The sequence below is a fragment of the Bacteroides sp. AF20-13LB genome (genome assembly GCF_003603065.1).
Lineage (GTDB): Bacteria > Bacteroidota > Bacteroidia > Bacteroidales > Bacteroidaceae > Bacteroides > Bacteroides uniformis.
On record NZ_QTMH01000030.1, the window covers coordinates 990 to 12224 of the forward strand.

19 protein-coding genes are annotated in these 11235 nt (G+C 52.7%); 8 read left to right on the forward strand and 11 right to left on the reverse strand.

Going from position 1 to position 11235, the window contains the following annotated elements; all coding sequences use genetic code 11:
- Positions 1–84 precede the first annotated feature (84 nt).
- Genes DWX62_RS21345 through DWX62_RS21380 form a run of 8 tightly spaced genes read left to right on the forward strand, consistent with a single transcriptional unit; the run spans position 85 to position 3430 of the window.
- On the forward strand, positions 85–300 hold the full coding sequence (locus tag DWX62_RS21345) for a hypothetical protein (protein WP_004291535.1): 216 nt from the start codon (positions 85–87) through the stop codon (positions 298–300).
- 11 nt (positions 301–311) lie between these two features.
- On the forward strand, positions 312–533 hold the full coding sequence (locus DWX62_RS21350; RefSeq protein WP_004291534.1) for a hypothetical protein: 222 nt from the start codon (positions 312–314) through the stop codon (positions 531–533).
- A 13-nt stretch (positions 534–546) separates the two neighbouring features.
- Positions 547–963 carry a PcfK-like family protein gene (locus tag DWX62_RS21355; protein WP_004291533.1) on the forward strand — a complete coding sequence of 139 codons (417 nt, stop codon included), beginning with the start codon at positions 547–549 and terminating at the stop codon, positions 961–963.
- A complete protein-coding gene (locus DWX62_RS21360; RefSeq protein WP_004291532.1) occupies positions 960–2291 on the forward strand; it encodes a PcfJ domain-containing protein in 1332 nt (443 codons plus the stop codon). Before DWX62_RS21355 ends, DWX62_RS21360 begins: the two co-directional genes overlap by 4 nt.
- Positions 2292–2315: 24 nt before the next feature.
- Complete coding sequence (locus tag DWX62_RS21365) at positions 2316–2573, forward strand: hypothetical protein (RefSeq protein ID WP_004291531.1); 258 nt, start codon at positions 2316–2318, stop codon at positions 2571–2573.
- A 19-nt stretch (positions 2574–2592) separates the two neighbouring features.
- Positions 2593–2826, forward strand: a complete 234-nt coding sequence (locus DWX62_RS21370; RefSeq protein WP_004304291.1) for a DUF3873 domain-containing protein — start codon at positions 2593–2595, stop codon at positions 2824–2826.
- Positions 2766–3068, forward strand: a complete 303-nt coding sequence (locus tag DWX62_RS21375) for a hypothetical protein (RefSeq protein ID WP_005783104.1) — start codon at positions 2766–2768, stop codon at positions 3066–3068. Before DWX62_RS21370 ends, DWX62_RS21375 begins: the two co-directional genes overlap by 61 nt.
- 53 nt (positions 3069–3121) lie before the next feature.
- Entirely contained in the window at positions 3122–3430 is a 309-nt protein-coding gene (locus DWX62_RS21380; RefSeq protein ID WP_004304290.1) for a hypothetical protein, read from the forward strand.
- A gap of 33 nt (positions 3431–3463) precedes the next feature.
- On the opposite strand, the gene DWX62_RS22560 is transcribed toward DWX62_RS21380, so the two are convergent.
- From DWX62_RS22560 to DWX62_RS21430, 11 genes are all read right to left on the reverse strand, one after another.
- Positions 3464–3853 (reverse strand): hypothetical protein, encoded by a 390-nt coding sequence (locus tag DWX62_RS22560; protein WP_004291527.1) that lies wholly within the window; start codon positions 3851–3853, stop codon positions 3464–3466.
- 64 nt (positions 3854–3917) lie between these two features.
- Entirely contained in the window at positions 3918–4445 is a 528-nt protein-coding gene (locus DWX62_RS21390) for a hypothetical protein (RefSeq protein ID WP_004291526.1), read from the reverse strand.
- Positions 4442–4945 carry a DUF3872 domain-containing protein gene (locus tag DWX62_RS21395; protein ID WP_004291525.1) on the reverse strand — a complete coding sequence of 168 codons (504 nt, stop codon included), beginning with the start codon at positions 4943–4945 and terminating at the stop codon, positions 4442–4444. The genes DWX62_RS21390 and DWX62_RS21395 overlap by 4 nt, the downstream gene beginning before the upstream one ends.
- On the reverse strand, positions 4942–5844 hold the full coding sequence (locus tag DWX62_RS21400) for a toprim domain-containing protein (protein ID WP_004291524.1): 903 nt from the start codon (positions 5842–5844) through the stop codon (positions 4942–4944). Before DWX62_RS21400 ends, DWX62_RS21395 begins: the two co-directional genes overlap by 4 nt.
- A gap of 7 nt (positions 5845–5851) precedes the next feature.
- Complete coding sequence (locus DWX62_RS21405) at positions 5852–6427, reverse strand: conjugal transfer protein TraO (protein ID WP_004291523.1); 576 nt, start codon at positions 6425–6427, stop codon at positions 5852–5854.
- A 2-nt stretch (positions 6428–6429) separates the two neighbouring features.
- Positions 6430–7416, reverse strand: a complete 987-nt coding sequence (gene traN / locus DWX62_RS21410; RefSeq protein ID WP_004291522.1) for a conjugative transposon protein TraN — start codon at positions 7414–7416, stop codon at positions 6430–6432.
- A gap of 34 nt (positions 7417–7450) precedes the next feature.
- A complete protein-coding gene (gene traM / locus DWX62_RS21415; RefSeq protein ID WP_004291521.1) occupies positions 7451–8803 on the reverse strand; it encodes a conjugative transposon protein TraM in 1353 nt (450 codons plus the stop codon).
- Positions 8784–9092 (reverse strand): TraL conjugative transposon family protein, encoded by a 309-nt coding sequence (locus DWX62_RS22185; protein ID WP_004291520.1) that lies wholly within the window; start codon positions 9090–9092, stop codon positions 8784–8786. Before DWX62_RS22185 ends, traM begins: the two co-directional genes overlap by 20 nt.
- 6 nt (positions 9093–9098) lie before the next feature.
- Positions 9099–9722, reverse strand: coding sequence for a conjugative transposon protein TraK (traK, locus tag DWX62_RS21420; RefSeq protein WP_004291519.1), 624 nt, complete (start codon positions 9720–9722; stop codon positions 9099–9101).
- 31 nt (positions 9723–9753) lie between these two features.
- On the reverse strand, positions 9754–10758 hold the full coding sequence (gene traJ, locus DWX62_RS21425; RefSeq protein WP_004291518.1) for a conjugative transposon protein TraJ: 1005 nt from the start codon (positions 10756–10758) through the stop codon (positions 9754–9756).
- Between the two features lie 3 nt (positions 10759–10761).
- Positions 10762–11235: conjugal transfer protein TraI (locus DWX62_RS21430; protein WP_243636291.1), on the reverse strand; the 474-nt coding region annotated here is incomplete at its 5' end.

Sequence of the window (11235 nt, forward strand, 5' to 3'; positions counted from 1 at the left end):
AGAGGCAGATAAGATAGTTTGAAACTCAACTCCCTCAGCTCTTGAATCCGCATTAAAAACAAAAAAATCAAAAACAGCGAAGATATGACGGCAACGGCAAATTTCAGACAAATGGCGCAACACATCGGGTTGGCGATATGCGGCTTGATGATGCGCACCGCCTTCGGGGTGTTCGGCATCCTTTGGGGCATCATCAGAGAGATTGTAAACGGAGTGTTCCGAGTGGCGATAGGTGTAATCGTGGCTATCCTTTCCACCATTGCCTTCTTTGGCTTCATCCTTTGGTTATTCACCCTTTAACCCTTACCGACATGGCAAAAAGAAACAGCAAGACGGCAGCGCAGCAGTGCAGATATTACGAGGTGGACAACATCTTCGTGTATATGGTGGAAACGTACATCAACGGCAATTTTGAAACTTTCCGAAGATTGTACCACGAACTGAACAAGGACGCACGGAGGGATTTCATGGACTTCCTTCTCAGCGAGGTAGAGCCGACCTATTGGAGAGAGATACTGAAACAGATAATCTAAAAATGACAGCGATATGAAAGGAACAGACCATTTCAAGAGAACGATATATATGTACTTGGAACAGCGTGCGGAGGAAGATGCGCTATTTGCAAAGAAGTACCGCAACCCTGCCAAGAACATGGACGAGTGCGTGACCCACATTCTGAACTATGTGCAGAAAAGCGGTTGCAACGGTTTCACGGACGGAGAGATATTCGGGCAAGCCATCCACTACTATGAGGAAAACGAGATAGAGGTGGGCAAACCGATGGACTGCCAAGTGGTTGTGAACCACGTTGTGAAACTCACGGCAGAGGAAAAGGCGGAGGCACGTCAGAACGCTGTCCGCAAATACCAAGAGGAGGAACTCCGCAAGTTGCAGAACCGCCACAGACCGTCAGCGAGAAAAGAAAACCAACCCCAACCCTCATTATTTGATTTAGGCTTATGAAACCGAAGACCAAGATACAGAAAGAGGTGGCAAGACTTTCCGCCAACCTTCGCCCCATATCAGCGACACAAATAGATTGGGCATACCGCCACTGCGTTGAGCATATCGGCTACCGCACCAAGAAAGGGAACATCACCTGTTCCGACTGCGGTCACGAGTGGCACAGCGACAGCGGACTATGCGACACCCTTGAAGGCTGCACCTGCCCCAAATGCCATGCCGAACTCAAAGTGCAGGACACACGCAGACGCATCTACAAGGAAACGCAGAATTTCAGCGTGATAACCACCTGCAAAGGGTATCAGGTAATCCGCGTGGCGCAGGTCAGATGCGAGAGCAGGAAAGGCGAACCGATGCGTTTCTACTGCCACGAGGTCGTGCAGCGTTGGATTTCACCCGACGGCAAGGTTACGGACATGGCGTTGCTCCGTGGCTTCCTTTTCTGCTATTGCGATGTGTGGGCATTAGGCAGCGATATGGAGGTAAGACCGCACAACAGCCTATACGATGATGTGGTGGCAAGAAGCTGTGCATATCCAAAGATGAGGATATTGCCCCAACTCAGACGTAACGGCTTCAAGGGCGATTTCCACGGCATCTCCCCCGTGCGTCTTTTCAAAGCCTTGCTTTCAGACCCAAGAATTGAAACCCTTATGAAAGGCGGTGAGATTGAGGTCATGAAACACTTTCTTTTCAATACCCGTACTGCCGATGAATGTTGGGCATCATATCTGATTGCCAAGCGTCACAAGTATCAGATAGACAACCTCTCAATGTGGTGCGACTATCTGCGTATGCTCAAAAAACTCGGTCAAGACCTCCGTAACCCGAAGAACATCTGTCCCGAAGATTTCATGGCGGCACACGACAACGCAACCCGAAAAATTGAAGCCATACACGAGAAGGAAAGAGCCGCAGAGCAACGCCGTTGGGAGATTGAAAGGCGTGAGCGTGAGCAACAGCGACAACTCCAACGAAAGAAAGATGCGGAGGATTTCATCGCCAACAAATCCAAATTCTTCGGCTTGGTAATCACGGACGAGGAAATAATCGTCAAGGTGCTTGAAAGCATAGACGAGTATTACAACGAGGGCAAGACGCAGGGCATCTGCGTGTTTGGCAGTGGATACTACAAGAAAGCCGACACCCTCATACTATCGGCAAGGATTGGCGATGAGATTATTGAAACCGTAGAGGTGGACTTGCGAACCCTCGAAGTGGTGCAGTGCCACGGCAAGCACAACCAGGACACCGAATATCACGAGCGCATCATAGACCTTGTGAACAAGAACGCCAACCTTATCCGTGAGCGGATGAAAGCGGCATAGCATAACCCCTAAAACAACATTGATATGGAAGTAAGAATTGAAAGTATGATTTGTGTGTGGGATGATGCAATCCCCACGATGTTCCTTGAATTTGTGAACCTCCTCACTCTCACAACGAGTGAGGGGGAATTGAGAAAGAGCGTAAAGGAGTTTGCCGAGAAGCACGAACTTGACAAGTTTTTCCTTTACGGCTTCGGCTCACACCATTTCTACCTGCACCAACGCTACACAAGCAACCCCGAAATGGTGATGAAGAACAGAGTTCTGTCAGTACATTTTTAACCATCTAAAAAGCAACATTATGACAACACGAATGACCATCAACGGAGTAAGCACCTGCGCGGAAGCAGGTACGGAGAAATACGAGCGTTTCCAATCGGGTATCGGAAGACGCAGGCGGACACTTGTGCAGTACGACTACCGCCACCCCATAGACAGAGAATTGTTCTCTTGTGTCAAACCCACGTTGGACGAGTGCCGAGCCGCACGGGACAAGTGGCTGAACGCAAAGAAGGGAAAGGAGGACAGACTATGAACACGACCTATCAAACGCTGATAGTCAAGTTCAGCGAACCTATCACGGCATTGGACGGTATCTTTGACGATACCGGAGCGTGGGGAACGGACACCCTCAAGGGGTGGATAGATGATTACGAAAGCACACGTTTCACCGCCACCGACAGCCATACGGCAGTCATCACGAGCGAGTACAATATGGAATGTGTGAAAGAGTGGCTACAACGGCAGACCCCCATTTCCGAAATGCGAGAATTTTGAACGGGATGGCGGTGTCCGCACCGCCAATACTTAAAACCCTAAAAACAAAAGATATGATAGCCAAGACGATATTACAGCAGATAGGCGGAAAACGCTTCACCGCCATGACAGGTAGCCGTGATTTCATAGATATGGGCAACGGCTTACGGATGAGCCTTGCAAGGAACAAAACAAGTGCCAACCGCCTTGACATCATCTATGACGAAGGGGCAGACCTCTACAATATGCGCTTCTACCGCAGGACGTTCAGCAAAAAGACCTTTGAGTGCAAGACAAAGGACATTGCCGTACACGAGGGTATCTATTTTGATATGCTGGAGGAAATGTTCACGATGGTGACGGGACTTTACACACGCTTTTGAGTGGCGGGGCGGCGAGAGCCGCCCTACTTTCTTTCAGTGAGCATGATGGCGGACAAAGAAAGTAGCAAAGAAACCTTTGTCCAATCTGCGATAACTAAAAAATCCGCAAGTAAAACTTGCGGAGGCTATATATTGGGTCGTTATTTTTTGGTGGAGGGGAATGATAATCTCGAACCGTTGAACTACACATTTCTGCTTCGTCTCCATTTCCCCCAACGATTTGATACGTTCAATCATTTTTGTTGTTCCTTTCTGAATTTTCCTAAATACTTTCTTCATAATTTCGCTATACTTTTTATGGTTAATAACTATGTTTTGTATTGCTCTCACAACACTTACAACTTGAAGTGTTATTTGGAAACCGATAGGCAAAAATGGCTCAACGATGTCAATTAACGAGAAAATCCTACGATAATCTATCAAGTGATAGAGCAAAAGACGTGCCAAGTTAAATATGGCACGTCTTTTGCCAGTTTTGTCAGTCCTTTTATGGGATATACAACAGCGCAAACTCCGCCTTTCTCCGTTTGAGCAGCATGGCGTGGCGTTTTCCTTTGTAGTTGCAGAAGGCTATATACTCACGGTAGATGTTCCTGTCACCAGCTTCCAGCTTCTTGATTAAGGTGCTTTTGGGGATTGTTTTGCTGCCTAACAGCTTCGCCGGTCCCACATTGTAAGCTAACGTGCCAAGCAAAATCGAATCAACCCCGAATTTACGGAACATGGCGACAAATTTGCGCAGGTCTTTCCGCAAAAGTTCATCCGCATCCCGTTTTGTCATGGTTCGTGCCGAATACTTCTCGTTTGGCAAAAGTTTGTGACCCCAACCGACGTATGGGTAGTGTTTTTCTGAGTGCCAGCCTTCAAAGTAGCGGCAGCATAAAAAAGCACGTTCCATAAGCGGCAGTCGGTAGATTGCCGCCTGCCCGTCCGTTCCCTCTTGGCGGCTGATCTGCGCGGACACAGAACAGACCGTCAGAAGTGAACAGAGCATTGTCATGAATACACGCATCATTTCAACAAGGGGCTGAAGTTGCCGATGGGAACGATGGTAAGATCGTCGTCCTTTACATTCCTGTTGTTGAAGTCAAATTCCAGTTCGTAGGAGTTGCTAAAGTTATCCTCCACCACCACGATGAAATTATGCGCCTCATCACCCGCCGCCGTGTAGTACAGGCGGAATTTTTCGTTCTCCAGCAGGTAGCGGTCGTTAGGCAGGAAGGTGATGCCGTTATCCATTTTGAGCGAGCCTTCCCCCTCGAACTGGAAATAGCGGATGGTATAGAGCGTACCCGAAAAGTCGCCCTCCTTTTTCAGTTCACAGCGGATTTCCACTGTCTGCCCCTTTACTACCTTGTTCGGCACGGGCATGACCTCCACCGTGAAGGGATAGGACTGCTGGATGTCCATGTCATCGTCACATGACACGAGGGTGAATGACATGGCGGCTATCAGGCATAACGCCACTGCCTTGAATATTGATGTTCTCTTGTTTCTGTTGTTCAGTATGTTCATTGTTCTTCGATTTTTAGATGGTTGTTTTTCTGTTTTTTCGTTGTCAGTTGCAGGTACTCGTTCAAGTCCTTGCAACCGTCATAGAGGGAGGAACGGTCGGTGACACGTTCCCCGTATCGCATGGTAAGTGCGGCAAGCGTCCGCCGTCCGGCTTCGTCACGGTCGAGGAAGCAGCCGATGCGCCCGTATCCGTCCAGCAATCCCGCCGCCTTCTCCACGTTGGCGACTGAGTTCAGCACAAGACAGTCAGCGTTACCGGTTACACCAAGCGTCACGGCAGAGAGAAAGTCCATGAAGCCCTCGAACACGAGGCACTCGTCAGCCGGGATGTCATTCGCCTTTACCAGTGATACAGACTTCGGAGGTATGCAACCCTTGAAATATCGGCTTCTGACTTCATAGCCACCTGCCATGTTCGGAAAGCCAACGGCAAAATACCGTTTCCCACGCACACCGTAGTTCAAGCGGCAGCAGTGACGGGATGCGATGGCGTAAGGGATGCCCCGTTCCTCTAAATACTCCGTCAGCAGTGAGCGGAGCAGCGGAGCGACCTCCACATCCTCAAAAACGGATTCGGTCGGCTTCGAGAGATAGACGGGCTTTTCCCATCCGGCAACCGTCATATTGGCGGCTTCCGCTATGAACTTCGCTTGCTTCATGAAGTCATCGCTTTGCAGAAACTCCCCGGCAAGCGTGAAGATGTCGCCGCCCTTGCCCAAACCGAAGTCGTACCAGAGCTGTTTCGCCACGTTCACACGGAAAGAGGATGTGCGCTCGCCCCTGTACGGGGCAAGATACCACAGCTCGTTACCGCTCCTTCTGACAGGCTCATGCCCCAGCCGTGCGAGAAAATCCGCAAGCGGCATCCTTCTGACAGCATCTATTTCCGTCCTTTCCATGCCCGTGTCAGTTGATGATGAACTTGATACCGACCCCGAACTGCGTGTGGAACTTCCGTGTGTCGCCACCCCAAAGGCAACGCTCCCGCAGGTTGGCAAGCAGGGCGATACGGTCTGCCACGTAACACTCCACATCGAGCGTCAGCGCACCGCCGTAGATGAAGGCGTCCCGGTCGTGCAGCGTGGAGCCGTCATGCAGCACCTTCTTCCCCCAATTTACCGCCTCATATCCGGCGAGAGCCGAAGCCCCGGCATAGACGAAAACAATCTTTCGGGCGTCCGACAGTATCTTGAAGTAATAGCCGCCCTCCGCCGTGAACTGCGCCACGGGTATCTTGGTGTCCTTGTAGGGATTGTTCTTCAACAGGTATTCGCCACCGAACACCCACTTGTTCCCCTTCTTCGTGTAGGTGGAGAGAGCCGCCCCGAAGCTGTACCCGCCGTCCTTGCCGCCGAGATTGAAGCCGTCCGCCATGTCCGCCCTCACCTCGATGCCCTGCATCTTCGGCAGACACCGCTGGGCGTGCGCCTGCCCTGTAAAAAGGGCAAGCGACGCGATGATTATTGCGATGTACTTTCTCATGGTCAGCGTACTTGAAGTTCGTTGATGGTACCCGCGCGTACCAAATCCTCGTTCTCAATCACGAAGGACTGGTGACGGCCGCCGTTCTTCTCGTTCAATTCCACCACGAGGCACTTGTCATCGGGGATGGTGAACTTCGCCATCGTGAAGACCGTGCGCTCGCTCTTTTTGCCCGGCACGAGGGTGGCGTAGTTCTGCGCGCGGAGCGGCAGAATAATCTGCTCCTGCACGGCAGTACGCTTCGCAACCTTCTTGTCCACGATTTTCCAAGTGATGTAGTCCACATCGAAAGGCACGTTGCTCTGGTTCTTTATCTCCGTGTGGAAATAAAGCAAGCCGTTGTGCGTGTAGATGCCTTTCAACAGGTATTGGATGCCGAAACGCTTGCAGCCGATATGCTTCACCTCGCGCTTGTTCTGTTTGTGGATGGACTTCATGATAAGGCGCACCAGCATCGGGCTTTCGCTGCCCAGCTCTTTCAGATAGATTTCCTGCGCGTTGTTCGGGCGGTTCACCGTGCTGCCGTCATGGATGAAGTCGCACATCTCCACGTTGAGCAACAGCGGTTCGGCGGCGTACTTCACGTTGAAGGTGTAGAAACTGCCGTCCTCCGTGATGACGGACATATTCGTTTCGTTGGGAAAATTCCTTACGGTAGCCTTCACACGGATGATGTTCTCCGCTCCGTCGGCTTTCCCGGCAATCAGGTCGGGCGAGCCTAAATCGACATAGCGCACCTCCGCCGGAAAAATGACGTGGACGGTCTTGTCGTAGGTCACTTCCAGACCGTGCGGCGGTATCATGCGGTCGAAGGTCAGCTTGCGTGACAGCCCGTGATATAGGTCGCCGTCCGCCTCCTTCTGCGGATAGACCTCCTTCGTCAAGGTCGGTTGTTCACTTCCGTTGGTCGTTTCAACGGTTACATTCTCCTGCGCGTTGGCAGTTATGATGCCCATAGCGAGGGCAAACATGATGATTACTTTTCTCATTACTTTTGGATTTTAGTGGTAATTTTTATTGTTTTCAATATTTTTCTTGGTAAAGCATGACCCTGTACCCGGCTTTCAGATGCACCTTGACGGTTCGCATCTTTTTGGCGATGTACTGGCTCGTGCCTTGTATCAGCCCCTTGCCCAAGTCGGAGGCGAGCTGCGCCCCGGCATTGGTGGAGATGTTGATGCTGCTTCCCAGCGAGCCGCCCATGTTGGCGGCGACCTCCCGGACGGCGTTCATCTCCATCGAGTTCGGGATGAAGATGCCGGGCTGTCCGTCCGTGTCATAGACCGCAAGCTCCACGGGGATAATCGTGCCGTCGTATTCCAGCGAGGTAATCTCGATGTCGAGCCGCTCACCCTGTATCTTGCCCGTGCCGACCACCACCGCACCCCGGGGTATTGTCCTGCCTGCCACCGCCATAGGCTCCAGCAGGCGCAGCCTTACCGTCTGCCCGTCCGTCACGCTCTGCGCCCCATGCACGCACGCCGGTATGGTGTTCCTGTCCAATACCTCCGCCGTGCCGACAGCCGTGTTGAAACCCCGGTTGCGTTCCTGCGATAAGGCGGCGACAAACTCCGCGTTACTCATAGGCTGTGAGAGTGAAGAAACTACTTGATGCTCCACCTGTCTGATAGGCATTGCCTTGTTCTTCTTCCCTTTCTGCACGGTAGTTGGCTCTGCCCTCTGTTCCGCCGATGGCTGTCCTCCGTTCTGACCGCCCATGTACTTTGCCGCCAGCTCGTAGGACTTCTCCATAAGAGCCACCTGCTCGTCCATAGAGGAAGCCTTGCCCCTCTCGCTTTCCAGTTCCGACTCCAGCGATGCGATGCGCTCCAACAATTCGTCCATCTCCGCATTGTCGTTTTTCGGCTGGTCGTAGAAGTTTCCGAGCGTGGCGTTCAGGTCACGGTAGGCGGCTGCGGAGGACTGGATGGTCTGCGGCGTGGCTGGCTTTGCCCTTTCTTCCTTGCCGCCCGGATTGGCGAGGTCGAAGTCCACTCCGTTCTCCGTTCCCGCTATCTCGCGGTCGAACATGTCGCCCAGCTGCCCGATGGCACGGTTGCGGCTCTCCTGACGCTCTTCCATCTCCCCATGCTCGTAGGCTTTCAGCTTGTCGCCGATAATCTGCCGGTTCGCCTTGTCAGCGTCGGGCATCTCGGTGTTGTATCCGTCCGTTCCCGGCGGTTGCTCCTTGCCGGAGGACGGGGCGAATATCAGCCACATCGCCCCGATGAACACCAACACCATAGCGGGCAGCACGATCATCTTCTGCCGTTTCAGCCGTTGCGCCTCTGTCAGCGGTTCGCGCTCCTTTTTCGGTTTCCCCGTTTCGGGAGCAGCTTTGTTCTCTTTCGTCGGTTCATTCTTTGTCTGTTCCATATAAATAAGGTGTTAAGTGATTGCCTGTTTCCGCCGGGGTCGGCAGTTCCACCCGTCCGGCGTGTCCCGTTTCCATATGTGAGCCGTCGTTCCTGCCGATGTCATAGACGGCTCTGCCGAAGGTGTAAAGGGCAAGCACCGCGAAGGCGGCGAACATCCCCAGCACGATGCGGCGGCGTGTTTCCGGCGGCAAGCCGTCCAGATACCCTTTGAGACTTGCCGCCAAGCGTTTCCGTTTGTCGTGGAGTTTCCAATACATGCCCCACATTGATTTTCTGATACTTTTCATGTCCTGTTACCGTTTGATAGTCTGTAAATCCTTGTTCTCAATGATGGTGAAACCCTCGATGGTAAAACCGTTCGGGTTGTCATCCGACCGCGATGCGTTCAGCAGGCGGCAGGTGGTCACGAGGCTGCGCTCGGTGACGTTGCTCTGCCGGATGATTTTCTGTGTGGCGTAGGTCACGGCACGGTAGGGATAGGCGTTGAAGTCGCACACCACGCTGTCCACCTTCAGCACTTGGTTGATGTTCCCGGCGATGATGCGGTTGTAGTACCCCTTCTCCGCGAAGTCCGAATAATAGTGGTACACGCTCTTGTCCGCCAGCAGCAAGGCACGTTTCACGTTGTGTTCAATCGCGCTTTTTTCAGGTGATAGCGTGAAGAACATCTCGTGGAAACGGCGCACATGTTCCCGTGCCTCCGCCGGGCGGTTCTGCGACAAATCCTGAGACAAGGCGAGCATCAGGCTCTTGCCGTTGTCCAGCACATAGATTTTCTCCCGTTGCTTCTCTGCGAAACGGTAGGAGTTCCACACGCTCCACACCGTCACCACGGCGCACAGCGAGAGGAAGACGATACCGAACAGGCGTATCTGCCTGAACGACGATTCGATGTTTCTAAGTGATTTGAATTCCATTTATATTTTCCAATTTATGATTGCACATTGATTATTTCAGCAATTTGCCGACACGTCCGACTGCGTTTCCTGCGGCTGCACCCGCCACGCTGCCCGCCATGCTTCCGGCTCGTCCCGCCATCTGGTTCACGTTGCGACCGTAACCGCCCATGCCTCCGGCTTGGATAATCCAGCCCGCAACGGTGGGAATGGTAAAGTAGCCGATGATGCCGATGCAGAGGAATACGATATACACCCCGTCGCTCGAATCCAGCGAGAAGTTCGGGTCTGCCTGCATCCGCTCGATGTCGTTTTGCAGCATCAGAACCTGTATCTTCGCCAGTATGGTGCTGAACATGTCCGATACCGGTAGCCACAGATAGACCTGTATATAGCGGCATATCCACTGCGTGAGCGTGTTTTGGAAACCGTCCCATACCGACAGGGCGAAGGCTATCGGACCGAGAATCGCCAGCACCACGAGAAAGAAGGTGCGGACGGTGTCTATCACGAGGGCGGCGGCTTGGAACAGCAGTTCGAGTATCTCGCGGAAGAAGTCGCGGATGCTCTTCTTCATGTTGTACATTCCCCGGTCGATATACATTCCCGCCATCGTCACCATGTCGGAGGGCGACCAGCCGAGTTCCTCCAGTTGCTTGTCAAATTCCTCGTTGGACACGAGGTAGGCGGTTTCGGGGTTGCGTACCATCGCCTCGTATTCCAGTTTGTCCTTCTGCTCCCGGTATCGGTTCATGTCCAGCGTTTCCGCCTCCAGCATCTTTGCCGTGCCCTGTACGACGGGTGAGAGGATGCTGTTTATCGTGCCCAGCACCACAGTCGGGAAGAACATGATGCACAGACCGATGGCAAAAGGACGGAGCATCGGGAATACGTCTATCGGTTCAGCTCTCGCCAGCGACTGCCATACCCGGTAGGCGACGTAGAACAGCGCACCCAGCCCGGCGATGCCTTTCGCCACACCAGCCATGTCCCCACACAGCGGCATCATCTGCTCATAAAGTGAACGTAAAATCTGATGAAGGTTGTCGAACTTCATAGGCTACCAGTATCTTTCGTTCATGTTCCCGTACAGCCCCATGATGCGGTCGAGGTCGTTCTTCTTTTTCGCACGCAGGTAACTCACGGAGATGTTCTTGTTCGTGTAGTAGCTCACGAGGTTGCGGTAACGCTTCATCTTCGAGTGGCAGCGTTCCACCACGTCCATGCGCTCCTTGTCGGTCATGGAGAGCGTGGTGATGTTCACCACGTTCCTGAGTTCCGTCAACACTTCGTTGCTTTCCTCCAGCAGTTTCGTGTAGCCGAAAGCGATTGCGGAAAGCTCTTCGGGTCTGAAATTCCCGTCACGGAGCATCCGTTGGAAACTGTTCACATAGATGTCTGTGATGTCGCCCACCATCAGGATGGTCTGCTGCACCTTGCGGGCGTCCTTGACCAGATTGTTCACCGATTTGAGGGGTAGGCTAAGCATCCAACGCCCTGCCGTATTACTACGGTGGGTTTTCGGAAGCTCGCC